At 69.7% G+C, this 24,471-nt stretch carries 22 protein-coding genes; 9 read left to right on the forward strand and 13 right to left on the reverse strand.

Annotated features, from left to right (window positions below; translation table 11 throughout):
- Positions 1 to 19 precede the first annotated feature (19 nt).
- Together BGO45_RS06000 and BGO45_RS06005 are read left to right on the forward strand one after the other, a co-directional pair.
- Positions 20 to 727, forward strand: coding sequence for a DUF3105 domain-containing protein (locus tag BGO45_RS06000; RefSeq protein ID WP_292691787.1), 708 nt, complete (start codon positions 20 to 22; stop codon positions 725 to 727).
- 1 nt (position 728) lies between these two features.
- A complete protein-coding gene (locus tag BGO45_RS06005) occupies positions 729 to 1,400 on the forward strand; it encodes a DUF305 domain-containing protein (RefSeq protein WP_292691790.1) in 672 nt (223 codons plus the stop codon).
- Between the two features lie 393 nt (positions 1,401 to 1,793).
- Here BGO45_RS06005 and BGO45_RS06010 read toward each other — a convergent pair whose 3' ends face one another.
- The 3 genes from BGO45_RS06010 to BGO45_RS06020 all read right to left on the reverse strand — a co-directional run bounded on the left by BGO45_RS06010 (position 1,794) and on the right by BGO45_RS06020 (position 5,579).
- Entirely contained in the window at positions 1,794 to 2,771 is a 978-nt protein-coding gene (locus BGO45_RS06010) for a carbohydrate ABC transporter permease (RefSeq protein ID WP_076494525.1), read from the reverse strand.
- On the reverse strand, positions 2,768 to 3,964 hold the full coding sequence (locus tag BGO45_RS06015) for a carbohydrate ABC transporter permease (RefSeq protein ID WP_292692891.1): 1,197 nt from the start codon (positions 3,962 to 3,964) through the stop codon (positions 2,768 to 2,770). The genes BGO45_RS06010 and BGO45_RS06015 overlap by 4 nt, the downstream gene beginning before the upstream one ends.
- A 283-nt stretch (positions 3,965 to 4,247) precedes the next feature.
- Positions 4,248 to 5,579: an extracellular solute-binding protein gene (locus tag BGO45_RS06020; protein ID WP_292691793.1), complete on the reverse strand. Its 1,332-nt coding sequence runs from the start codon at positions 5,577 to 5,579 to the stop codon at positions 4,248 to 4,250.
- Between the two features lie 236 nt (positions 5,580 to 5,815).
- On the opposite strand from BGO45_RS06020, the gene BGO45_RS06025 reads away from it, so the two are divergent.
- Positions 5,816 to 6,823, forward strand: a complete 1,008-nt coding sequence (locus tag BGO45_RS06025; protein WP_076494521.1) for a LacI family DNA-binding transcriptional regulator — start codon at positions 5,816 to 5,818, stop codon at positions 6,821 to 6,823.
- 49 nt (positions 6,824 to 6,872) lie between these two features.
- On the opposite strand, the gene BGO45_RS06030 is transcribed toward BGO45_RS06025, so the two are convergent.
- From BGO45_RS06030 to BGO45_RS06045, 4 genes are all read right to left on the reverse strand, one after another.
- A complete protein-coding gene (locus BGO45_RS06030) occupies positions 6,873 to 11,450 on the reverse strand; it encodes an ExeM/NucH family extracellular endonuclease (RefSeq protein ID WP_292691796.1) in 4,578 nt (1,525 codons plus the stop codon).
- A gap of 225 nt (positions 11,451 to 11,675) precedes the next feature.
- Positions 11,676 to 12,062 (reverse strand): 50S ribosomal protein L7/L12, encoded by a 387-nt coding sequence (rplL, locus tag BGO45_RS06035; RefSeq protein WP_076494519.1) that lies wholly within the window; start codon positions 12,060 to 12,062, stop codon positions 11,676 to 11,678.
- 38 nt (positions 12,063 to 12,100) lie between these two features.
- Complete coding sequence (gene rplJ / locus BGO45_RS06040; RefSeq protein WP_022879998.1) at positions 12,101 to 12,616, reverse strand: 50S ribosomal protein L10; 516 nt, start codon at positions 12,614 to 12,616, stop codon at positions 12,101 to 12,103.
- A 373-nt stretch (positions 12,617 to 12,989) separates the two neighbouring features.
- The gene (locus tag BGO45_RS06045) at positions 12,990 to 14,195 is read right to left on the reverse strand and encodes a hypothetical protein (protein ID WP_292691802.1); all 1,206 of its coding nucleotides are present in this window, start codon (positions 14,193 to 14,195) and stop codon (positions 12,990 to 12,992) included.
- A 26-nt stretch (positions 14,196 to 14,221) separates the two neighbouring features.
- On the opposite strand from BGO45_RS06045, the gene BGO45_RS06050 reads away from it, so the two are divergent.
- From BGO45_RS06050 to BGO45_RS06065, 4 genes are all read left to right on the forward strand, one after another.
- The gene (locus tag BGO45_RS06050; RefSeq protein ID WP_292691803.1) at positions 14,222 to 14,896 is read left to right on the forward strand and encodes a YqaJ viral recombinase family protein; all 675 of its coding nucleotides are present in this window, start codon (positions 14,222 to 14,224) and stop codon (positions 14,894 to 14,896) included.
- A 96-nt stretch (positions 14,897 to 14,992) separates the two neighbouring features.
- Positions 14,993 to 16,687 (forward strand): MDR family MFS transporter, encoded by a 1,695-nt coding sequence (locus BGO45_RS06055; protein WP_292691805.1) that lies wholly within the window; start codon positions 14,993 to 14,995, stop codon positions 16,685 to 16,687.
- Positions 16,680 to 17,153, forward strand: a complete 474-nt coding sequence (locus tag BGO45_RS06060) for a MarR family transcriptional regulator (protein WP_076494509.1) — start codon at positions 16,680 to 16,682, stop codon at positions 17,151 to 17,153. Before BGO45_RS06055 ends, BGO45_RS06060 begins: the two co-directional genes overlap by 8 nt.
- 198 nt (positions 17,154 to 17,351) lie before the next feature.
- Positions 17,352 to 18,308, forward strand: coding sequence for an NADP-dependent oxidoreductase (locus tag BGO45_RS06065; RefSeq protein WP_292692893.1), 957 nt, complete (start codon positions 17,352 to 17,354; stop codon positions 18,306 to 18,308).
- Here the strand turns inward: BGO45_RS06065 and BGO45_RS06070 are convergent.
- The gene (locus tag BGO45_RS06070; RefSeq protein WP_292691809.1) at positions 18,295 to 19,197 is read right to left on the reverse strand and encodes a LysR family transcriptional regulator ArgP; all 903 of its coding nucleotides are present in this window, start codon (positions 19,195 to 19,197) and stop codon (positions 18,295 to 18,297) included. The genes BGO45_RS06065 and BGO45_RS06070 overlap by 14 nt on opposite strands.
- A gap of 69 nt (positions 19,198 to 19,266) precedes the next feature.
- Here BGO45_RS06070 and BGO45_RS06075 point away from each other — a divergent pair, with 69 nt between their 5' ends.
- Positions 19,267 to 19,926: a LysE/ArgO family amino acid transporter gene (locus tag BGO45_RS06075; RefSeq protein ID WP_292691810.1), complete on the forward strand. Its 660-nt coding sequence runs from the start codon at positions 19,267 to 19,269 to the stop codon at positions 19,924 to 19,926.
- A 16-nt stretch (positions 19,927 to 19,942) separates the two neighbouring features.
- Entirely contained in the window at positions 19,943 to 20,221 is a 279-nt protein-coding gene (locus BGO45_RS06080; RefSeq protein ID WP_292691812.1) for an acylphosphatase, read from the forward strand.
- On the opposite strand, the gene BGO45_RS06085 is transcribed toward BGO45_RS06080, so the two are convergent.
- From BGO45_RS06085 to rplA, 5 genes are all read right to left on the reverse strand, one after another.
- Positions 20,218 to 21,270 carry a nitronate monooxygenase family protein gene (locus BGO45_RS06085; RefSeq protein ID WP_292691814.1) on the reverse strand — a complete coding sequence of 351 codons (1,053 nt, stop codon included), beginning with the start codon at positions 21,268 to 21,270 and terminating at the stop codon, positions 20,218 to 20,220. The two genes, BGO45_RS06080 and BGO45_RS06085, sit on opposite strands and share 4 nt — an antisense overlap.
- Before the next feature lie 2 nt (positions 21,271 to 21,272).
- Positions 21,273 to 22,064 (reverse strand): amino acid ABC transporter ATP-binding protein, encoded by a 792-nt coding sequence (locus BGO45_RS06090; protein ID WP_292691817.1) that lies wholly within the window; start codon positions 22,062 to 22,064, stop codon positions 21,273 to 21,275.
- On the reverse strand, positions 22,051 to 22,716 hold the full coding sequence (locus BGO45_RS06095) for an amino acid ABC transporter permease (RefSeq protein ID WP_292691819.1): 666 nt from the start codon (positions 22,714 to 22,716) through the stop codon (positions 22,051 to 22,053). Before BGO45_RS06095 ends, BGO45_RS06090 begins: the two co-directional genes overlap by 14 nt.
- A gap of 77 nt (positions 22,717 to 22,793) precedes the next feature.
- Positions 22,794 to 23,597 (reverse strand): amino acid ABC transporter substrate-binding protein, encoded by an 804-nt coding sequence (locus BGO45_RS06100; protein ID WP_292691821.1) that lies wholly within the window; start codon positions 23,595 to 23,597, stop codon positions 22,794 to 22,796.
- A 171-nt stretch (positions 23,598 to 23,768) separates the two neighbouring features.
- On the reverse strand, positions 23,769 to 24,461 hold the full coding sequence (gene rplA / locus BGO45_RS06105; protein WP_076494493.1) for a 50S ribosomal protein L1: 693 nt from the start codon (positions 24,459 to 24,461) through the stop codon (positions 23,769 to 23,771).
- Between the last annotated feature and the right edge of the window lie 10 nt (positions 24,462 to 24,471).

The raw sequence follows: 24,471 nt of genomic DNA on the forward strand, positions 1-24,471 counted from the left end.
GAGAGACAGCACAGACCGCATGAGCCCCTCCCCCGACAAGCGCACGAGCGGCAACCCCGCGACGCAGGCCGACATCAACCTGACCGTGAAGCAGCAACGCGAGCAGAAACGACAGGAGAAGCTCGCGGAGTACCAGAAGCAGATCGCGCGCCGCAAGCGCAGCAAGCTCGTCTGGTGGGTCGTGGGATCGACCGCCGCTCTCGCCGTGGTCGCCGTCGTCGTGGCATCCTTCGCCCTCGCCCCCGCCCCGGCCCCCAGCTATCAGGCGGGCAACACCACGGGTCGCGAGATCGAGGGCGTGGAGACGTTCCAGAACCGCTCCGACCACGTCCAGGGGGCGGTCACGTACGAGCAGACACCCCCGGCCGGCGGGCCGCACAACCCCTACTGGCTGAACTGCGGCGTGTACACCGAGCCGCAGCAGAACGAGAACGCGGTGCACTCGCTCGAGCACGGGGCGATCTGGATCACCTACGACCCCGAGCGCGTCGACGCGGCCGGCATCGACGCGCTGAAGGCCGTCATGCCCTCCAGCTACGCGATCCTCTCGCCCTACCCGGGCATGGACACCCCCGTCGCGGTGAGCGCGTGGAACCACCAGCTGAAGGTCGACGATCCCACGGATCCCCGCATCGGCGAGTTCTTCACCGAGTACTGGCGCAGCCAGAACGCCCCCGAGCCCAACGCCGCCTGCTCGGGCGCCATCGACGGCCCCGGCAAGGCGTGACGTGACCGACGACGACACCGCGGCCCGGCCGGCCGCGCGGCGCATCGTCGTCGCGCTGGCCGTGGTCGCGCTGCTGGCGGTCGCGTTCGCCGTGGGACGCTTCACCGCGTTCGGGGCGACCGCCGCCCCCGCAACCCCGTCGACGACGTCCGCGGACGCCGGCTTCGCGCGGGACATGCAGGTCCATCACACGCAGGCCGTGCTCATGGCGATGGAGATCTACCGCAAGACCTCCGACGATGAGCTGCGCACGCTCTCCTACGACATCGCCACCACCCAGGCGGGTCAGCGCGGCGAGATGTTCGGGTGGCTCGTGCAGTGGGGGCTGCCGCAGGCGTCCTCCCAGCCGTTGATGCAATGGATGGCCCCGTCCGGCGCACACAGCCACGGCGACACGTCGGCGCTCTCGCAGGACGAGCTCCTCTCCCAGATGGGGATGGCGAGCGAGGCCGAACTCGACCAGCTCCGTTCCCTCGAGGGACAGCCGGCCGACTGCCTCTTCCTCGGCCTCATGATCCGGCATCACGAGGGCGCGATCCCCATGGCCGAGGCCGTCATCGAGCTCGGCAGCGACCCGCGGGTGAAGGACGTGGCGCAAGCGATCATCACGGGCCAGTCCGCCGAGATCGACGCGATGCGCGACATCCAGTCCCGCCTGTCCTGCACCGGCTGACGCCCCCTCCCCCTGCGCCCCGGCCGCCCCGGCCGCCCCGGCCGCCCCGGCGGCCCCGGCGGCCCCGGCGCCCCGGCCGCCCCTGCGCCCCGGCCGCCCCTGCGCCCCGGCCGCCCCGGCGGCCCCGGCTCCCCGGCGCCCCGGCGCCCCGGCCCCGGCTGCCCCGGCGCCCCACCCCTCCCGATAAACGCGATCCACGACGAGAAACGCGCTGTCCCCGCGTTTCTCGTCGTGGATGCCGTTTATCGCACAGACACTCCCACGCCCGCGCACTCCCACGCCCGCGCACTCCCACGCCCTCACGCCCCGACACCCACACGCCCCCACGCCCCACGCACGAAGGACGTGGCATCCGATCGACGGATGCCACGTCCTTCGTGGTTCGTGCGGGTCTCAGCCCTTGGTCGCGCCCGCCAGCAGGCCGCGGACGAAGAACCGCTGCAGCAGGAAGAACACGATCAACGGCACGAGGATCGAGATGAACGTTCCGGCCGACTGAAGGAACCACTGGTCGCCCCACGTGCCCGACAGCGAGTTCAACGACTGCGTCAGCGGTAGCGACGACGATGGCGCGAAGATCGTGGCCACGAGCAGGTCGTTCCACACCCAGATGAACTCCAGCACCGCGAAGGATGCCAGCGCGGGAGCCGCGAGCGGGAGGATCAGGCGGAAGAACACCTGGCCGTGCCCGGCACCGTCGACGCGCGCCGCCTCGATCACCTCGTGCGGGATCTCCGCGATGAAGTTGTGCAGCAGGAAAATCGCCAACGGCATCGCGAAGATGACGTGCGCGATCCACACGGTCGCGAAGCTGTGCTCCACGCCGCGGAGCTCCAGGCCCGGGAAGATCGTCACGTCGTTGATCGTCAGACCGCGCGAGAACAGGCTGAGCAGCGGCACGAGGGCCATCTGCAGCGGCACGATCTGGAGCGCGAAGATGAAGATGAAGAAGAAGTTCCGACCCTTGAAGTCGATCCAGGCGAACGCGTACGCGATGAGCGAGGCGATCGCCAACGCGAACAGCACGACCGGGATCGTGATGGCCAGCGAGTTCACGAACGATGCGGCCAACGTCAGCGCCGTCCCGCCCGAGGTCAGCGCGAGACGGTAGTTCTCGAGCGTGAACGCCGGGTCGATGAAGACGGTCCACCATCCGGTCGACTGCGTGTCGGAACCGGGACGGAACGACGTGACCAGGAGGCCGAACGTGGGGATGGTCCAGAAGAACGCGATCGCGACGGCCGCGATCGTGGCTCCCTTCGAGGTGAGACGCTTGCGCGCCATCGCCTCGTGCTTGCGCGTGTCGCGGGCGACCTGACGCGCCGAGCGCTTGTCGTCGGTGGGCTCGAGCACCACGGTGGAGGTGGTCATCGCACTTCCCTCTGCTTCCGGATCTGACGCACGTTGAAGATGATCAGCGGCAGGACGAACAGGAACAGCACCACGGCCAGCGCCGCGGAGTGCCCGTAGCTCTGGAACCGCTGCTGCTGGTTGACCATCTCGAAGGCGAGCACGGTGGAGTCGTTGCGCCCACCGGTCATGACCGCGACGATGTCGTAGATCTTCAGTGCGCCGATGGCGATCGTGGTGAGCACGACGATCAGCGACGAACGGATGCCGGGGACGGTGACGTTGATGAACCGCTCCCAGGCGTTCGCCCCGTCGAGTTCGGCGGCTTCCATCTGCTCCGGCGGCACCGCCTTGATCGCGGCGGACAGGATCACCATGGCGAGTCCGGTCTGGCTCCAGATGAACACGACGACGAGGAGCAGCGTGTTGATCAGCGGCGTCGCCGAGAGCCACGAGACCGGCTGACCGCCGAGCGAGGTCACGATCGCATTCAGGATGCCGATCTGGTCGCCCTGGCGGAAGTCGTACACGAACTTCCAGATGATGCCGGCGCCGACGAACGAGATCGCGAAGGGCATGAAGATGAGGACCTTGAGGAACCGCTCCCCCGCGGCGCGGTCGATGAAGACGGCGTACGCCAGACCGATCGCGGTGGCGAAGGTGGGGGCCAGGAGCACCCAGATGAGGGTGTTGATGACCGACCAGAAGCCCTCGGGGTTGGTGAAGGTCCAGATGTAGTTGTCGAAACCGACGAAGTTCTGGCCCGTCTTGTCGAGGAACGACTGCACCAGAGTGGACAGGGCCGGGTAGACCAGGCCCATCAGCAGGAGGATCGCGGCCGGGGCGGCGAACAGGATGAGCTGGAAGAGGTAGCCGGCGCCCTGACGCGATCGGTAGTCGGCGTAGAACAGGATGCCGCCCAGGATCACCGCGATCGCGAGGACGTAGATGACCGCGTTCTGGTAGGGACGCAGCAGCATGAAGGCGATCACCGGGATCGCGAAGCACGCGACCAGGCGGATCCAGAAGTAGCGCTTGCCCGACCGCGGCGCGTACTCGATGAGCAGGAGCAGCAGCCCCACCACGGCGCCGAACACGAGCAGCACGAGCGGGATCTGCACGAGCGGGTTCATCTCGCCGAGCGTCTTGAAGAAGCTGTTCAGCGAGAACCCGATGGTGGTGGGCTTGGTCTCGGACGGTGCCCGCGTGACCATGAACAGGAACAGCGCCACCACCGCGATGAGCGCGATGACCACGACCGTGACGGTCGTCCGGTGCCTCCGTGCGAGATTGCGGGATGCCGTCTCGGCATCCGGCGTGTCGTGTCGGGGAGACGCCGCTGAGGGCCTCTCCGCCTGCCTGATCTGTGTCATGACTTCCCTCCCGAACACGCCGTCGTGCTCATCGATGGACGGGCCGCGCAGCGGCGCCGTGTGGGCTTACGGTACCGGTGGGCCGCCCGCCGAAGCGGACGGCCCACCGATCTTGCGGTCGGGGTCAGTTGTTGTAACCGGCCTGGATGTCGCTGAGCACCGTGTCGGTCGGCGTGCCGTCGATCCAGCTCACCATGCCCTTCCAGAACGAACCGGCACCGACGGTCGCCGGCATGAGGTCGGACGCGTCGAAGCGGAGCGTGGTGTCGGGGTTCTGCACGACCTTCATGGCCTCCTGCAGGAACTCGCTGGATGCCAGCGACGGGTCGGCGCCCTTGTTGGCGGAGATCACACCGCCGAGCTTGACGCGGGCGTCGGCGAACTCGGGGCTCGACATGAACTCCGCGACCTTCTGCACGTTCGCGTCGTCGGAGAACGTCGCGACGAACTCGCCGCCACCCTCGACCGACTGCTCGCCCTCCTTGATGCCCGGAAGCAGGAACGCGTAGACGTCACCGTCGGGTGCGACCTTGACCTCGCCGCCGGAGGCGTTCTTCACCGTGAGGAAGTTCGACGACAGGAACGAGGCCTGGTGCGTCATCGGGCAGCTGCCGTCGGCGACCTTGGCTGCGACGTCGGCGAAGGCCACCGAGTTGATGCTCTTGACGTCACCGAAGCCGGCGTTGACGTACGCCGGGTTCAGGAGGATCTCCCCCACGGCGTCGAAGGCCTGCTTGATCTGCGGGTCGGTGAACTTGACCTCGTTGGCGACCCACTGGTCGTAGACCTCGGGGCCGGACTGACGCAGGACGAGGTCCTCGATCCAGTCGGTGCCGGGCCAACCCGACGCATCGCCCGAGGCGAAGCCGGCGCACCAGGGAGCGGCGCCCGTCTTCTCCTGGATGGTCTTGGTCAGGGCGAGCAGTTCGTCGTAGGTCTTGGGGATCGAAACGCCCCACTCCTTGAACTTCGCCGGCGAGTACCAGACGTAGCCCTTGACGTTGGCGAGCATCGGGGCGGCGTAGAAGTCGCCGTCCACGGTGCCGTAGGACTTCCAGTCCTTGCCCCAGTACTTGTCGACGTTGGCCGAGACCGCGTCCGAAGCCTTCTGGACGTCACCCGTGCCGACGAGGGTCTGCAGAAGACCGGGCTGGGGGACGATCGCGATGTCGGGGGCGTCGCCACCGGTGACCTTCGTCACGATGTTGCCCTCGAAGCTCTTGTCGCCGGTGTACTCGACCTTGATGCCCGTGTCCTTCGTGAACTGGTCGAAGGACTGGTTCAGCAGGTCGGCCTCGCTACCGGTGATGCCGCCGGAGATGCGAACCGTCGTGGTGCCCTCCGAGCCACTGCCGGATCCGCCCGAGTCGCCCTCGGCACAGCCCGCGAGCGCGATCGCACCGACTGCCAGCAGACCGACGGGAGCCAGCAGGCGATACCGCTGTGACATGCCCATGTGATTTCTCCTCTTTGAGTTCTGTGCTGCACCGGCACCCGTCGGGAACCGATTCCAGATCACCGTAAGGGACAACGACCAGTTCCGCAACAAACTTTCATCACGACTCCATAACTGGCGGAATGGCGGGGTTTTTCGGGACCGACACGCAGAGGAACCGGTTCCAGATTCTTCATTTGTCGGATACTCTTCTTGACGTCGACACGGACGTCGACGACCCTCGAGGAAGACGGCTCATGAGCGGAATCGCCGATGTGGCACGCCTGGCAGGCGTGTCCAAGTCGACGGCGAGTCGCGCGCTGACCGGCGGCGGCTACGTTTCGGACGACACCCGCCGGCGGGTCACCGACGCCGCGGCATCCCTCGGCTACGTCCCGTCCACGAGTGCCGTGAGCCTGGCCACGGGACGCACGCGTACGGTCGCCCTGATCGTCCCCAAGGTCAACCGCTGGTACTTCGGCGCCATCATCGAGGGCGTCGAGCGGTCGCTGATCTCGCAGGGCTACGACGTCACCCTGTACGTCGCTGAGCCCGGGTCGCGCGACCGCGAGAGCCTGTACTCGAAGTACCTCGCCCGGAAGAGGTTCGACGGGATCATCGCCGTCGCCCTCGAACCCGGCGACACCGACCTCGAGCGGCTGCTCGCCATCGACAAGCCGACCGTCTGCATCGGCAACCCGCTGCAGGGCATCCCGACCCTGGGGCTGGACAACATCGGCATCACGCGCATCACGACGCAGCATCTCATCGCCCTGGGCCACACCGACATCGCGTTCGTCGGGAGCACACCGCCCACCGACGCACCGGCCCGCGACGTCGACGAGCGCTCGATCGGCTACCGCAACGCGATGAACGACAGCGGGCTCGCCGTGCGCATCCGCAGCGTCCCCTCCACGCTGACGATCACCGACGCCTACGCCGCCGCGGCGTCCTTCCTCGCCGATGCGGCCTCGCGCCCGACGGGCGTGGTCGCCGCGTGCGACGAAGTGGCGATCGGCGTGATCATCGCCGCGCGCCGCATGGGCATCTCGGTGCCGACCGAGCTGAGCGTGGTCGGCATCGACGGACACGATTACGCCGAGATGTTCTCCCTCACCACCGTGGAACAGTACCCGGAGCAGCAGGGCGTCGAGGCGACGCGTCTCCTGCTCTCCATGCTGGACGGCGAGGCGCCTCCGCCCCGTACGCTCGCCCCGGCGCGCCTCGTGGTGCGCGCCTCGACCGCTCCCCCGCGCAGCGCCTGACGCGGAAGGACCCCGGATGCCAGGCATCCGGGGTCCTTGTGGTTCCGCGTCAGTCGATCCGGCGCAGCGACCGGCGTCGGGCCACCACTCCCAGGCCGAGCAGCGCGAGGGCGGCGAGGACGCCGGCCCCCATCCACGCGCCGTCGGCCCCGGTGATCGCGAGCGCACCGCCGGACGCCGACGCGTCGCCGCCCTCGCCCTGGGCGCCGCCGCCCTCGCCCGCCGCACCGCCGCCGACCTCCGTGGCGTCCGCGAGCCGCAGCGGAACCGTCACGAGCGTGCCCGTCGGCTGCGCGGTGAGCTGCAGTTCGATCACGTCGAGGGCGTCCGCGGGCACCGTCGCGGTGACCGTCGCCGATCCGCCGGCGACCGGAGCCTCCGTCGTCTCACCCGCGCCGAACGAGGCCGCGAGGGACGTGTTCTGCGGCGCTCCGAGCGACGTGAGATCGAGGTTCGACACGGTGAAGGTGAACTCGTCTCCGGGCGTGATCTCGGCGGGCAGACCCGTGACCTGCACACCGCGCGCGGTGAAGTCGGGGGTGAGGCCGGGGTGAGTGCGGAGGTAGGCGATCCAGCCGTCCCGGTCGACGAGACCGGAATCGAGCGTGTTCTTCCCCTCCTGGAAGACCGAGAAGCTGTCCCCACCGCCGAGAAGGAAGCTGAACGATCCGACCCGGTACTCCGCCGCCGGGTCCACGGCCACGCCGTCGATCCAGATGCCGAGAACGCGCTCCCCCGCGGGGCGGGTGGCGTCGTAGGTGAAGCGGACGTTGTCCGAGACGCCGAGCGCGAGATTCGTCGTGCCGCGACCCGAAGCATCGCCCCACTGCTGCTCGAACATCACCCGCAGCTGCTCCCCGGTGAGGGTCGTGGTCCACAGGTTGTTCACGAACGGCAGCACCGCGTTCGCCTCGGCGAGCGTGATCACCCCGTCGGTGTCGCGGAACAGTTCGGCCCGCAGTCCGCCCGGGTTCACCACCGCGATGTCCGCGCCGCCCCGCTCAGGGTCGGCGAGGGTCTCGCGCAGCGCGTCGGCCACCAGACCGCCCAGCGCGGACTGCTTCGAGCGGTCGTCGCGCTTGCCGCCGGTGTAGACGCCGTCGACGTAGCCGCCCTCCTGGAAGGCGGTCGTGATGTCTGCCGTCACCGATCCGACGGGCTCGCGGCCGACCACATCCGCCTCGGCGCGCGCCGCGGTGACGATGTCGTTCACCTCCGCCACACGCGGGTACGTCGCGATGAGCTCCGCGTCCAGCGCCGCGCTCGCCGCCGCGTCCGGTGCAGACAGGCGCGGGACGTTGCGGGCGGTGTACCGCACCACATCCCCGTCCTCGTCCACCGACAGGACGATCTGTCCGATGTTGGCGCCGTAGCTGCCGGTCTGCAGGATCGGGCGGGTGCCGTCGCCGCCGGGGACGGGCGCGTCCCACACGTATTCGGCGTGCGTGTGGCCGGTGAAGATGGCATCCACGGCCGGATCCGTGTCGTTCACGATCTCGGCGAAGGCACCGCCCTCGGCCACGGCCTGCGCGAGCGTGGCGGTCGAACCGCTCAGCTCGGTGCCCTCGTGGTACTGGGCGACGATCACGTCGACCTGGTCGTCGATCTCCGTGACGACGCGGTTGACCTCCGCCACCGGGTCACGGAACTCGATGCCCTTGATGCCCTCCTTCGACACGAGCGTCGGCGTCTGCTGCGTGACGGCGCCGATCACGCCCACGCGCACGCCGTCGACCTCGAAGATCGCGTAGCCGGGAAGCAGCGGCTGCCCGTCCTTGAAGACGTTGGCCGCCAGGTACGGGAAGTCCGCGCGATCCGACACCCGTCCGGCGAGGTCGTCCGCCCCCTTGTCGAACTCGTGGTTGCCGGTGCCGGAGGCGGCCAGTTCCAGAGCGTTCAGAACATCGATCGTGGGGCGGTCTTCGAACAGCGACGACGCGAAGAGCGAGGCGCCGATGTTGTCGCCGTTGGAGAGGAACAGCGTACGGTCGTCGCCCCCCTCGGCCCGCAACTGCTCGACCGTACCCGCGAACTTCACGGTGTTCGCATCGATGCGGCCGTGGAAGTCGTTGATGCCGAGCAGGTTGATGTCGGTCGTCGACGACAGGTCGAGGCCCACGATCACGGGGTCGTGGTCGCTGGAACGGTAGGGCGAGGTCTCGTAGAAGTTCAGCGCGTTGTAGTTGTAACGGCTGTACTCGAGAGCCAGAGCCTCCACCGCGTTGATGTTCCAGATGTCGGTTCCCGTGACCAGCCCCCGCGCCGACGGCGACGCGAGGACGTGGTCGAGCGAACCGGACTGCCCGTCGTACGAATACGAGTACTTGCCCGTTCCGGTCTCGAGCGGCTCGAAGCCGAACGAGCGGAGCTTCTCGATCGGGTCCTCCTTCGTGTAGGCGTTGAAGTCGCCGAGCAGGAACACATCGTCCGTACCGAGCGCCGCCGACCGCTGCGCCGCGAAGTTCCCGAGGGCCTCCGCCTGGCGTACACGGTCGCCGTTGAAGGCACCCTGGATGCCGTTGGCGTTGTCGCCCGTGGCCTTCGGGTCGCTGTCGCCCTTCGACTTGAAGTGGTTCACGATCGCCAGGATCGTGGCATCCGTGTCGCCGATCGGGGCGAACCCCTGCGCGAGCGGCTGTCGGGCGTTGGCGAACGCGGGATCGTCGAGGATGACGCTCTCGCCGACCGGCGCGACGACCGCCTTCTTGTAGATGAATGCCGTGCGGATGACGTCCTCCGACGCCGGGAGTGCGGCCGGCGACGGGACGAAGGCCCACTGCTCGGACCCGAGGGCGGCGTTGAGGGCGGAGACGAGCGTCGAGAGGGCCTCGTCACGGTCCTTCCCGTACTGGGCCGAGTTCTCGATCTCCTCCAGCGAGACGACGTCGGCACCGAGACCGTTGACGGCGGCGACGATCTTCGCCTGCTGGCGCTGGAGGTTCTCATCGTTGGCGGCACCGCGGGGGCCGTTGTCCGGGCAGCGGTCGGCCGTAACGGGGTTGCCCGCGCGGTCCTTGTACGTCGAGGTGCAGCCGACGCTCGCGGCGGTGGTCGTGAAGTAGTTGAGCACGTTGAAGCTCGAGATCTTCACGTTGCCGCCGACCGGCGCCGGGGCTTCGGTGCGCGTGTTCTCGAACGTCGCCGGCTGGACGGTGTCCGCGTTGTCGACGGTGAGCTGCTCCGTCGGCTGGAACTTCCACGCGTTGTTGCGGAAATCCAGGATGACGGGCGTCTCGAAGGTGACGGCCGCCCCCACGCGTACGGGATCGGTGAGCGACAGGTACGGCAGCGGAACGTCCTTCGCGGTCGACAGGAAGTTCAGCGAAGCCCCGTCGTCGAGGACGATCGCGCGCGCGGCGTTGTCCTTCACGACGTCGCGATACTCATCGGTGTCCGGGCGCGCGACGTCGGTCGGGGTGCGCAGCGGACCGGCGCCCGCCGCGAGTCCGACCTCGGCGTACTGGTTGGTCGAGTACGTGTTGGTGACGGTGAAGTCGCCCTGCGGCGCGAGGAGCATGCCCTCGAAGCGTTCGCGCTCCTCGTCGGTCGCGGGCCACTCGATCTTCGCCGGCTCGACGGCGGCGGGCGTCTCGTCCAGCAACCGCACGCCATCGGCGGCGACGGTGAGCTGCGTCTGCCCGAAGTACTCGCTCGCCGGACCCGTGACCTCGACGAAATCGCCCTTCTTCACCTGGGCGGTTGCGGCGGAGCCGAAGACGAAGATCGCGTCGGATGCGGTGTGCGCCGCGACGTCGATGTCGCCGCCGGTGCCCGGCGTCTGGAGGAAGAAGCCGTTGTATCCGCCGGTCGGGTAGGCCGCCGTGACGACGCCGCGGGTGGTGACCGTGGTGCCGGCGTACGGCGTGGTCGCACCGGTGCCCTGGATGTCGCGGATCGCGACGGTGTCGGCGGGAGCCCCGGGGCCGGGGTCGCTCGGCGCGTCGTCCGTCGGCTCGGGCGAGGGCGTCGACCCGGAGGACTGCGGGGTGACCGTCGTGGCGTTGGTGAAGTCGGCGGAGTTGTCACCCGTGTCGGTGAAGTCCGTGCGCACGAGGGAGTTGGGGGTTCCGTTCGGGCCGTCGACCACGGCCGGCGCCGCCTCGAACGAGACGGCGCCGCCGTATCCGAGGAAGTCCACGACGCGGGGGTCGTCGACGTCTCCCGCCGGGAGGGCGAGCGACTCCGCGACGTTCGCGAGGAAGAGCTGGCCGGTCGTCCCCGACGGGTTCAGCCCGCTCGTGAGGTCGGGGCCGGGCAGATCGGCCCCGGTCGTCCCGTTCCCGGGGAGGCCGATCAGGTAGTACCCGCCCGGCGCGATCGAGCCGCTCAGCGCCTGGGTGTTCGCACCGGTGGGCGCCGTCACGCTGGTCGCCGAGCGGTACTGCAGCGACCACCCGGTCAGGTCCTGCGCGGTGTCGCCGGCGTTGTAGAGCTCGACGAACTTCTCGGCGAAGGGAGCGCCGGCGCTCCCGCCCTTCAGGTAGGCCTCGTTGATCACCACCCGGGGGCCGTCGGCCGCGAAAGCGGGGGCGGGGACCAGCGCGGATCCGAGCAGAGCGGCGCCGAGGACGGCACTCAGGGTGGTGGTGAATCGGCGCGCGGGCGCGCGGGAGGGTGCGTGATGCATGGGTCTCCAAAGAACGACGCGCGACGGAGCGACGTCGGGTGGGGGGATCGACGGGGGGGGTCTCTTCGACCGTAGAGGAAGACATATCGATTTCCCAGACTCCGATGTTTCGAAACGGTGAACATCAGTGCCGCGCCGCGTGAAACCCGGTGCCATCACGCGGGAACGACGAAGGCCCGGATGCCAGTGGCATCCGGGCCTTCGTGTACCTCGAAGGTGACTGAATTACTTCAGGGTCACCGAAGCGCCGGCCTCCTCGAGGGCAGCCTTCGCCTTCTCGGCGGTCTCCTTGTTCGCGCCCTCGAGCACGGCCTTGGGGGCACCGTCGACGACGGCCTTGGCCTCGCCGAGGCCGAGCGAGGTGAGCTCGCGGACGACCTTGATGACCTGGATCTTCTTGTCGCCGGCGGCCTCGAGGACGACGTCGAACGAGTCCTTCTCCTCGACCTCTTCGGCGGGGGCGCCACCGGCGGGGCCGGCTGCGGCCACGGCCACGGGGGCGGCGGCGGTGACGTCGAACGTCTCCTCGAACGCCTTCACGAACTCGGAGAGCTCGATGAGGGTGAGCTCCTTGAACGCGTCGAGCAGCTCTTCGGTGCTGAGCTTAGCCATTGTGTTTCTCCTTGATCGGGATTGTCATCCGGGCCGGGTCAGGCCGCGGTGTCCTGCTTCTCGCGCAGCGCGTCGACCGTGCGAACGGCCTTCGACGGAAGCGCCTGGAAGACGTATGCCGCCTTGGTCATCGTCGCCTTCATCGCACCGGCGAGCTTCGCCAGCAGGACTTCACGGCTTTCGAGATCGGCGAGCTTGTTGACCTCATCCGCGGTCAGGGGGGCGCCATCGAAGTAGCCACCCTTCACCACGAGCTGAGGGTTAGCCTTGGCGAAGGCACGCAGGCTCTTCGCGACGGCGACGGGGTCGCCGTGCACGAACGCGATGGCAGACGGGCCCTTGAGCTCGTCGTCCAGTCCCGAGACCCCCGCGTTGGCGGCGGCGATCTTGGTCAGCGTGTTCTTCACCACGGCGTACTCCGCGTCCTGACGGATGTCGTTGCGCAGCTGCTTGAGCTGGGCAACCGTCAGACCGCGGTACTCGGTCAGCAGAACGGCAGTCGAGTTCTCGAAGTGCTTCGTGAGCTCGGCGACCGATGCGTCCTTCTGCGCCATGGCCACTCCTTGTGTGTACGAGGCGCTCCGCGGAAGCGGGGCGCCGGCCAAGACACCGGGCGACGGCAAAAAAGAAGAGCTCCGGCGCAGGGCACGGAGCTCGGATTCCCGATCGGGAGGAGTCACATACACCTGCGCAGGTCCTCTGCCTTTCGGCAGACGCTTCGATCTTCGTGCACGCACGACGATGACCGGCGGTCTTTGGCTTGCCCCCACTCTACCCGATCCCTCCCCGTCCCGCCAAACCGCCCGCCCCGCCCCGCCCGAGGCCGCGAAAACGCTCCCGATCGACGAGACCGTATCCGATGGGCCGCATTCGCATGCGTTCTGGACGATCGGATGCGGTTTCGCCACCGCCACAACCGTCGCGCGGTCACCTGGGCGAGCGCACGCCGAAGGCGGCGAGGCGTCGAGCGAGGGTCTCGGGGGTGGCGATGTCGGAGAAGCCACCGCGGCACAGTCGCCACTGGGTGCTGCCGCGGATCCAGTCTTCGCGCCGCTTCTCCTGGAGGAGCACGTCCTCCACCGAGCCCCCCTTTCGCATCGCCGCGTCGCGGTACTTGACCTCGCCGTCGAACTCCCAGAACGTCTTGACCTCGCGCAACGCGAGATCGACGTAGTACATGGATCGATGCGGCCCCTCGACCGGGACCTGCAGGTCGAGGTCGCGGAAGCCCAGGCGGTGCAGCTGCAGCCTGCTCACGCTCTCTCCCGGCAGTTCGGCGCGCCCGTCCGCGAACTCGACGATCCGACGGGCGTTGCGGATGCCACGACTGCCTGCGGCGCGAGCCGTCCGAATCCGCATGCGCTCACGCCATTCATCCTGCGCGGCCGAGTCGAAGCGTCGCCCCGTCATGACTTCGCGGCGAAGCGCGGCGTCGGCGCAGCTGAGGGCGGCTTCGAGCGGCTCCGTGCGCGCGACGTCGATGATCGTCCGGTCCATCGACGTGCAGCGGATGCCGCTGATCTCGACCACATCGCCGTCATGGAGGGCATCCGTGTGCCGGCGCACGCGTGGCCCGCTGGGCGGGTGCGCCGTGGCCGCGACCGTCACAGCGACGCGCTCCGCGTCGAACCGGTAGAGCGGCAGGCCGTGCAGCACCGCCGCCGACAGATGTGACACGACGCCGATTGCCCCGCGGGCCTGGTCGACCGCCGCGACGACCGAAAGCAGGTGGCGTTCCGCCGGGCGCAGGGGGGCGTAGAGACGGCGATCAACATAGACGCCGGGACACAAGCGGTGCCACGCGCCCTCGACACCCGCACGACGCAGCGCGGCTTCAGCGACGCCGCGATCGAGAAGATCTGCCCGTCGGTACAGCATGCGACGTGCCCGGTCGAGATCCGTTTCGCCCTGCATCCCTCCACATTGCCCGCTCAGCGCCACGCACCTCCGCCACCGTCCACAGCCCCACGCCCTGTGGAGGAATGGCCACCCCGCCCGCACGGCATCCACGAAACCGCAGCGAATCGTCGACACCGCATCGAATGGGCCCCGAACGGCTACGTGCTCGGCAATTGGATGCGGTCTCGGCGCCCACCGTTCGCCCGGCACGCCGGGCAGCCCGCGCAGCCACACCGCGCGACGGGGTTAGTCTCGAACGCATGTCCCCCGAGCTCGTCGCCTCCCGCAGCGCCGACCTCGAGTCGCGGATCGTCGCCGATTCCCGCGACCGGGTGGCGTGGATCCGGGCACGCTCGCGCGGCATCACCGCGACCGACGTCGCCACGCTCACGAGCGCCAATGCGATCGCGCGGGCGGCGGATGCCAAGCTCCTCGGCTCGAACTTCTCGGGCAACGCCTACACGGCGCACGGCCGCCGGCGCGAGCCCGAGATCGCGGCCTGGGTCGCCGCGACGCACGGCATCCAGCCGTCGTCGGCGCTCTACCACGCTGTCGTCGAGAAGCGTCATCTCGCAACACCGGACGGTGTCGTCGTCGACGCAGAGGGACGCATCGTCCTGGCTGAGATCAAGACGACGAACAAGGCGTGGCGCTCGATCCCTCGCACGTACCTGCGTCAGGTGTGGTGGCAGCAGCACGTCCTCGGGGCGGAGCGCACGCTGGTCGCATGGGAGCAGCACGACGGTTTCGTGCCGATCGGCGACGAGCCCCGCTGCCAGTGGGTGGACCGCGACGAGAAGGAGATCTCCTCGCTCGTGCGCTTGGCCACTTCCCTCATTGACGAGTTGTATCGCCGCACGACCGCGGGGCGCGCGCCCGCTCCCCGCCCTGAGCCGACCGAGAGGTACCGCGCCCTCGCGCTCTTCGACGGATAGTTGACCTGAATCAAACATTCGGCGTATAGTTGATCTTCGTCAACTAACGCGCCGACGTCGTCGCGGCATCCTTCTTCCTCCCCTGGAGAGCCCCGCATGACCTCATCCCCTCCGGAGACCGCCGCCCCGCGGCGCGTGCTCCCCGCCCTCACCGGACTGCTGCTCGGCATGTTCGTGTCGATGCTCGCCTCGACCGTCGTCTCGACGTCGTTGCCCGTCATCGTCCACGACCTCTCGGGTGACCAGAACGCCTACACGTGGGTCGTCACCGCGACCCTGCTCACCACCGCGATCTCCACTCCCATCTGGGGCAAGCTCGCCGACCTGTTCAACCGCAAGGTGCTGATCCAGATCGCGATCGCGATCTTCGTGCTGGCCACCGCCGCCGCCGGCTTCTCGCAGAACACCGACATGCTCATCGCGTTCCGCGCGGTGCAGGGCCTCGGCGCCGGCGGCCTCGCCGCGCTCAGCCAGGTGATCATGGCCGACATCATCAGCCCCCGCGAGCGCGGCCGCTACATGGGCCTGTTCGGCGCCGTCATGGCCGTCGCGACAGTGGGCGGTCCGCTCCTCGGCGGCGTCATCACGGATGCTTTCGGCTGGCGATTCAACTTCTTCGTCGCCCTCCCGTTCGCCGTGGCGGCCCTGCTCATCCAGCAGCGCACGCTGCACCTCCCGAAGCGCGAGAAGCGCAAGGTGAAGATCGACTACCTCGGCATCGTGCTGCTGTCGACGGCCGTGTCGCTGCTGCTGATCTGGGTGACCAACGCCGGCCGCTCGTTCGACTGGGCGAGCACCGAGACCCTCCTCATGGTCGGCGGCGCCGTCCTCGCCGCGCTCCTGTTCATCGTGGTGGAGCTGCGTTCGTCCGAGCCCCTCGTGCCGCTCACGCTCTTCCGGGATGCCACGTTCACCCTCGCCACGATCGCCTCGATCGCGACGGGCCTCGCCATGTTCGGCACCTCGGTGTTCCTCAGCCAGTACATGCAGATGGCCCGCGGTGCCACGCCCACCGAGGCCGGCGTCATGACCATCCCGATGATCGCGGGGCTGCTGCTGGCATCCGTCATCGTCGGTGCGCTCATCTCGCGCTTCGGCCGGTGGAAGCCGTTCCTCGTCGTCGGTGGCGTGCTGCTCATCGCGGGGACCTACCTGTTGTCGACGATCCACTACGACACGAACTTCGCACTGGTGTCGGTGTACATGTTCCTGCTCGGCGCGGGCGTCGGCATGACCATGCAGAACCTCGTCCTGATCGTGCAGAACACCGCCGATCCCGCACGGATGGGGGCGGCGAGCTCCGGTGTGACGTTCTTCCGCAGCCTCGGCGGCACCATCGGCGTCTCCGTCATGGGGGCGGTCCTGGCCAGCACCGCGACGGGCCTGTTCACCGATCGCGCGGCCGACGTGCAGAAGGCGATCGCCGGACTCGGCGCGGCCGGAGCCCCGGTCGCCCAGGCGCTGCAGTCGGGCACGATCCCGCAGGTGTCGACGCTGCCGGACACCGTGCGCGTGATCGTCGAGGACATCTACGCCCAGTCCATCGCCCACGCGTTCCTCATCGCGGTGCCGGTGGCGATCGTGAGCCTCCTCGCGATCCTGTTCCTGCCCAACCGTCCGCTCACCCGGATGACCACGTCCGAGCGGGTCGCCGCGAGCGAGGCCGACCTCGCCACGGTCTCCGTCCCCGCCGGCATGGCGACGCTGTCGACCACCGGCGCGGTGCCGACCGTGGATGCCGCTTCGCGGCGTCGCACGCGCTCCGGCGCGCGGATGGGGGAGGATGGGTGACGTGACCCGCGAACCCGACGCCGCGCGCGAAGCCGCCGTGCACGCGCTCGAGCAGTCGTTCTCGGAGCTGATGACCGTGTTCCGTCGCTTCGTCGCCGAGGCGGCGGAACGGGTCAGCCCCGGGATGCTTCCCGCCACCTTCAAGACGCTGTCGGTGGTGAGCCGGTTCGGGCCGATGACCCTGTCCGCCCTCGCCGAGCGGCTCGCCGCGGACAAGGGCTTCCTCAGCCGGTCCATCAGCGAGTTGGAAGACCTCGGGCTCGTCACCCGCACCCCCGATCCCCACGATCGACGTTCGCGGCTCATCGCCGTCTCGGAGCTCGGGCACGGACGGCTGGCCGAGGCCCGCGCGCCGCACGAGAGCCGTCTGCACGATGCGATGGCGGACTGGTCGGTGGACGACATCCAACACCTCTCGGTGATGCTCCACGCCCTCGCCGTGGGCGAAGTGCCCGACCGCGACTGACGCGGGGGCGCCTTCCCGGCGCGGCGACGCGACACGGTGATCGAGGTGTAACACCGCGGAGACAATGGCGCGCTTGACTGAGGGAGTCGAGGCGGAGCCGCCGTCGACGTGACCCCCGAGGAGGAGCGCCCGATGAGATTCCGATCGTCGCGTCCCGAGGCCAGCGTCGAGGCGCCCGGTCCCCCACTTCCCGAGACCATGCGCGCGGCGGTCCTGGACGCTCCCGGAGCGCCCGAGGCCCTGCACACCGCGACCGTCCCGACCCCGAGCCCCATCCTGAGCGAGGTGCTCGTGCGCGTCGTCGCGGCGGGCATCAACCCGATCGATGCGAAGACGCGCGCCGGTCGTGGCGCGAGCGGCGCGATCACCGCGTGGCCGGCGACCCTCGGATACGACTTCAGCGGCGTCGTGGTCGAGGCCCCGTACGAGGGCCATCCTTTCCCGGTGGGGACCGAGGTCTTCGGGATGACACCGACGCCGCGGACTCCGGGGACCTACGCCGAGTACGCGGTCGTCCCCTCCCTATCGCTCGCCCGAAAGCCCACCTCGCTCTCGCACGTCGAGGCTGCGGGGGTACCGCTCGCCGCGCTCACGGCGTGGGGGCTCGTGGTCGAGACCGCCCTCGCGCACGCCAACCAGCGCATCCTCATCCACGCGGGGAGTGGTGGTGTCGGACACTTCGCGGTGCAGTTCGCCGCCTACTTCGGCGCGCACGTCATCGCCACCGGGTCGCCGCGCAACCTCGACTGGCTGCGCGAACTGGGCGCCGCGGAGGTGGTGGACCACACCGCGGTCCGGTTCGAGGAGGCCATCGCCGACGTCGACGTCGTCATCGACCTCATCGGCAACGTCCAGGACGACACCGGGACGCGGTCGCTCGAGGTCCTCCGTCCCGGCGGGCTGCTCATCGAGGTGCCGACGGGCGGCTGGGCCGGCTTCCGCGAGGCCGCCTCGGCGCGCGGCATCCGCTCGACCGGGTACAAGGTGATCCCCGACGGCAGTGCGCTCGCGACGATCGCCCGCCTGCTGGATTCGGGGGCCGTGCGCGTGTTCGTCGACCGCGTCTTCGACCTGGAGGATGCCGCCGACGCCCACCGCGAGCTCGAGAAGGGCCACACCCGCGGGAAGATCGTGCTGCGCGTCAGCGACGACTGAGCCCGTCGACCGCGAGCACCCGCCGTCCCTCGGCCACGACTTCGTCGGCAACCTCGTCGAGCAGCGGTGAGGTGAGGTTCCACTGCTGCCAGAACAGCGGCACGTCGACCGGATCGCCACCGAGTCGCACGAGAGAGCCGTCGGCGAGACCGTCGGCGGACTGGAATCCGGGCAGCAGCCCCCACCCGAGACCCAGGCGGACCGCTGTCGCGAAGTCCTGCGACGCGGGCACCCGATGCCGGGGCGGTTCCGCGACCGACGCCCCCCGGGAGGCGAGCCACTGCGTCTGGAGATCGTCGCGGCGGTCGAAGTCGACGACCGGCGCGTCCGCAAGCGCCGCGACGTCCGGACCCTGCGGGAACCACCTCGCGCAGAACGACGCGGCGGCCACGGCTTCGTAGCGCAGGACGCCGAGACGGCGGACGCGGCAGCCGGCCACCGGCGCTGCGCGGGACGTGACCGCCGCCATCACCGTCCCCGATTCGAGGAGCCCGGCGGTGAAGTCCTGATCGTCGCGGTGCAGGTCGAACACGACGGGGTGCCGCTCGGCGACGCGCTGGAGCGGCGGCAGGAACCACGTCGCGAGCGAATCGGCGTTCACCGCCAGCGGGAGGGATGCCACGGCTCCGCCGTCCGCTCCGATCGCCGTGAGCGCGTCGTGCTCGAGGAGCGCGAGCTGTCGCGCCAGCCGGACCACCGCGTCGCCGGCCTCGGTCGCGCGCACCGGCTTCGATCGGACCAGGACCACGCGACCCAGCTGGTCTTCGAGCGCCCGCAGCCGCTGGCTGACGGCGGACGGGGTGATGTGGAGACGGCGGGCGGCGGCATCCAGGGTTCCCTCGTCCACGACGGCCGCAAGCGTGCGGGCGAGGTCCAGGGGAATCGACATGAAGCGATGCTAATGGTTCGTGAGAATCCTGAACTGTACTTGATGCGGTGGGGGCCATAGCGTCGCGTCGTGCTCTCCTCCCTCCTCGCCGGTTTCGGGCTCGGCCTGTCGCTCATCGTCGCCATCGGCGCGCAGAACCTCTTCGTCCTGCGCCAGGGCATCCGCCGGGAGCACGTTCTCGCGGTGGTGACCGTGTGCGCCGTTTCCGACGCCGTCCTCATCGCCCTGGGCGTCTCGGGTGTCGGCGCGGTCGTGACCGCCGTCCCCTGGCTGCTCGACGTCGTGCGCTGGGCCGGCGCGCTGTTCCTCGTCGGCTACGGCGTCGTCGCGGCCCGGCGTTCGCTGCGCCCCGCGGGGGTCGGCCTTCACGTCGAGGCGCACACCGCCGCGCCGGCCCGCGGGGCGGCCGTGGGCACGCGTACGCGTATGACCACCCGCGCCGCCGCCGTGCTCACCTGCCTCGCGTTGACCTGGCTGAACCCGCACGTGTACTTGGACACCGTGTTCCTCCTCGGCTCCGTCGCCGCGACGCACGGTGCGGAGCGCGGGGTCTTCGGGGTGGGGGCGGCGGCGGCGAGTCTCGTCTGGTTCGCGGCCCTCGGCTTCGGGGCCCGCTACCTCGGCCGCTGGCTGGACTCCCCGAAGGCGTGGCGGGTGCTCGACGGCGTGATCGCCCTCGTGATGTGGGGGCTGGCCATCTCCCTCGTCTTCCCCGTGTTCACCCGGTGAGGTCACAATGGATGCCATGGCATCCGTCGAGATCACCGTCCGCGGTCACGTGCAGGGCGTCGGTTTCCGCTGGGCCCTCCGCGCCGAGGCCGAACGCGTCGGCGCGACCGGCTGGGTACGCAACCGCCGGGACGGCACGGTCGAGGCGCACATCGCGGGAACGGCGGCGGCCGTCGCAGCCCTCGTCTCGTGGGCGCAGCACGGTCCGCCACTGGCGCGCGTCGCGCACGTCGAGGTGACCGAGACCCCCGGGGCCGCGGACGGCGACGGGTTCGAGATCCGGGACTCGGCCTAACCGGACGCCCCGGGCAGCCCCGCGCGCAACTCGGCGAGCACCTCGACGGCATCGTCGCGTCGAGCGAGACCGGCCGCCTGCCCTGCCCAGAGCGACAGCAGCTCGCCCTCCCCCGCCGCCGCGGCCGCGGCGCGGAAGACCCCGGTGAGCCAGTTCTGCGCGGGGAAGGGCGCGATGGCACCGGCGGCCTCGATCTCTCGGACGGCACGGTTCGGGATGCCACGCGCCCACCGTCCGCTCATCGCCCGCGTCAGCACGGTGTCGGTGTCGGCTGCGGCGGCGATCGCCGCGCGGTGGGCCGCCGTCGCCGCGGACTGCCGGGTGCGCAGGAACGCCGTGCCGACCTGGACCCCCTCCGCGCCCAGCGCGAACGCGGCGGCCACCCCGCGGCGGTCGGCGATACCGCCGGCCGCGATCACCGGCACCGACAGCGCGTCGACGACCTGCGGCACGAGGGCGAACGTGCCCACGAGCGACGCGGCGGGATCACGCAGGAACGACACGCGATGGCCGGCCGCTTCCATGCCGGTGGCGACCACGGCGTCCACGCCCGCGTCCTCGAGTGCCACGGCCTCGGCGACCGAGGTGGCGGTGCCGACGAGACGGATGCCCCCCTCCCGCGCCCGCGCCACGGTCACGGCATCCGGAACCCCGTACACCAGGCTCAGCGCGTCGGGTCGGGCCGCGAACACCGCGTCGAGCTGGTCCGCGACCGCGGGGAGGAAAGCCGCGGGGATGTCGGGTCGTGCGGCACCGGCAGCGGCGAAGAGCGGGGCCGTGGCATCCAGGACCGGGGTCAGGTCGACATCCGTCGGGGCCACCTCGTCGCCGCGCGGCCACCACAGGTTGACCGCGATCGGCCGATCGGTGGCGTCCCGGAGCCGGGCGATCGTGTCGTGGATGCGCTCGGGCGTGTAGCCGTAGAGACCGAAGGATCCGAGGCCGCCGCCGGCGCTCACCGCCGCGGTCAGCTCGATCGAGGACAGGCCGCCGAACGGCCCGAGAACGATCGGGACGTCGATGCCGAGAAGCTCCGCCAGCCGCGTCACGGTCAGTCCAGCGGCCGGAGGAGACGGTCGAGGAATCGGCGCGTGCGCTCCTTCTCCGGCGCGGTGAAGAGCACCTGGGGCTCACCGCGCTCCACGATCACGCCCTCGTCGAAGAAGAGCACCTCGTCGGCGACCTCGCGCGCGAACCCCAGTTCGTGCGTGACGATGACCATCGTCCAGCCCTCGTCGGCGAGACCGCGCAGCACCTTCAGCACCTCCCCCACCAACTCGGGGTCGAGCGCGCTCGTCGGTTCGTCGAAGAGAAGGAGGCCGGGCTGCAGGGCGAGCGCCCGCACGATCCCGACGCGTTGCTGCTGACCGCCGGAGAGTTCGGAGGGGTACGCGTCGCGCTTGTCCGTCAGCCCCACGCGGGCCAGCAGGGCCTCGGCGCGGACGATCGCCTCGGCCTTCGGCACGCCGTGCGCCTGCACCGGACCCTCGATGACGTTCTGGAGGACGGTGAGGTGCGGGAAGAGGTTGTGGTGCTGGAAGACCATCGCGGAGCGGTCGCGCAGGGCGCCGAGATCCGCCTTCGACGCCTTTCGTCCGAAATCGATCGTCGGACCGCCGTCGAAGGACGCGACACCCGCGTCGGGCGTCTCGAGTCCGTTGAGGCAGCGGAGCACCGTGGTCTTACCGGAGCCCGAGGGTCCGATCAGCACGAGGACCTCGCCGCGACGGACCTCGAGATCCACGCCGTCGAGCACGCGGTTCGAGCCGAAGCTCTTCTGCAGGCCGGTCACCCTCAACAGCGGGGCATCCACGGGGGTCAGGGCGTCGTCACCGAGCGACATGGCGATCGAGCCTCCTTTCGAGCACGCCCTGCCCCGCCGACAGGACGAGGCAGAACAGCCAGTAGATCAGGGCCGCTTCCAGGTACACCGCCATGAACTCGTACGAGAAGGCGGCGATGTTCTGGGCCTGCCGGAACAGCTCCGTCACCAGGATGAGGGATGCCAGAGAGCTGTCCTTCACCAACGAGATGAACGTGTTGGACAGCGGCGGCACGGACACCCGCGCGGCCTGCGGCAGGATGATCCGCGTCAGGGTCTTGCGGCGCGACAGACCGACGACGTGCGCCGCCTCCCATTGGCCGCGCGGAACCGAGAGGATCGCGGCACGGATGACCTCGGCGGCGTACCCGCCGACGTTCAGCGAGAACGCGATGACCGCGGCCGGGAACGGGTCGATGACGACCCCGACCGCCGGCAGCCCGTAGAAGATGACGAACAGCTGCACCAGCAGAGGCGTCCCCCGGATGACCGAGATGTAGAACCGCGCGATGCCGCGCAGGACGACGTTGCGCGAAAGCCGGAGCAGCGCCATCCCGAGGGCGATGACCAACCCGATGGCGAACGACGCCAGCGACAGCGGGATGGTGCCCCGCAGCCCCGCCAGCACCATGGGCCAGAACGAATCGAGCAGCAGGGTCCAGATGTCGTTCACTCGGCCTCCTTCCAGTGGCGAACGCGGCGCGCCCGCCCCCCCACGCTAGGCGGGAGCAGCGGGCGCGCGTCCGGGGTTTACTTCGTGACGTCGGCGCCGAAGTACTTCTGGCTGATCTCCGCCAGGGTGCCGTCGGCCCGGAGCTCCTCGAGTGCGCCGTCGATGGCATCCGTCAGAGCCTGCTTGTCCTTCACCGTCGCGAAGGCGCTCTCCGAGGTGTCCTCGGTCTCGGCGGCGATCTTCAGACCCGTGGGGCTGTTGGTCTTCGCGTAGTCGAGGTAGGTCAGCTGATCGTTGACCGTCGCATCGACACGGCCCTGCTTCAGCAGGGCGACGGCCTGGGCCCATCCCTCGACGGCCTCGACCTGGGCGCCGCTGGAGGTGGCCAGCTCGTACCAGTTGCTCGTGAGCGACTGGGCGGTGGTCTTGCCGGCGAGGTCGGCGAAGCTCGAGATCGACGAGTCGTCCTCGGTGGTCACCACGACACCGCGCGACACCGTGTACGGGGAGCTGAAGAGGTACTTCGCCTGGCGCTCGGGAGTGATCGACACCTGGTTCGCGATGACGTCGAAGCGTCCCGCGTCGAGCCCGGCGAAGATGGCATCCCACTGGGTCTCCTGGAAACGCACCTTCAGCCCCAGCTTGTCGGCGACGGCCTGCGCGATCTCGACGTCGTATCCGGTCAGGGCGCCGGACTCGTCGTGGAACGAGAAGGGGCGGTACGTGCCCTCGGTGGCGACGGTGAGCGTGCCGCCGGTCACGAGACCGTACGCGTCGCCCTGCTCGGTCGATCCGGACGTGGAGCCGCCGCTGCACGCGGTGAGCGCGAGCGCGAGGGCGCCGAGGGCGGCGGCGAGGACGGGAAGACGACGACGGGGCATGGCTGTTCCTTGCTGTGGTGCGGGTTGGGGTCCGGGGGTGTGCGCGAAGGCACCCCCAGCCCAACACGGGTCGGGGCGGCATCCTTCCCGGATGACGCCGTATTGCACGTTCGTGCAGAGCACGCGAAAGCCCCGCCGGCGCGAGGCGCAGCGGGGCTTTCGACGGGGATGTCAGACGAGCGAGTTGACGTCCAGCGGGATGCCGGGACCGAAGGTGGTCGAAACGGCGCCCTTCTGGATGTAACGGCCCTTCGAGCTGGACGGCTTGAGGCGGACGATCTCCTCGAGCGCAGCCTTCAGGTTCTCGTCGAGCTGCTCGGCCGAGAACGAGGCCTTGCCGACGACGAAGTGCACGTTGGCGTGCTTGTCGACGCGGAACTCGATCTTTCCGCCCTTGATCTCCTCGACGGCCTTGGCCGGGTTGGGGGTCACGGTGCCGGTCTTGGGGTTCGGCATGAGGCCGCGGGGTCCGAGGACCTTACCGAGGCGACCGACCTGGCCCATGAGCTCGGGGGTGGCGACGGCGGCGTCGAACGAGGTGTACCCGCCGGCGACCTTCTCGATGAGCTCGGCGCCGCCGACCTCGTCGGCACCTGCGGCGAGAGCCGCCTCGGCCGCGGGGCCGTTGGCGAAGACGATGACGCGCGCGGTCTTACCCGTGCCGTGGGGCAGGATGACCGTGCCGCGGACCATCTGGTCGGCCTTACGGGGGTCGACCGAGAGCTTCAGCGCGACCTCGACGGTCGAGTCGAACTTCTTCGAGCCGGTCTCCTTCGCCAGGGCGACGGCCTCGGCGGGGGTGTAGAACGTGTCGGCCGCGATCTTCTCAGCAGCGGCGCGGAATGCCTTGGACTTGGTAGCCATTGTTATCTCC

Origin of the sequence: Microbacterium sp. 71-36, from assembly GCF_001898305.1 — a bacterium.
In the GTDB taxonomy this organism is placed as follows: domain Bacteria; phylum Actinomycetota; class Actinomycetes; order Actinomycetales; family Microbacteriaceae; genus Microbacterium.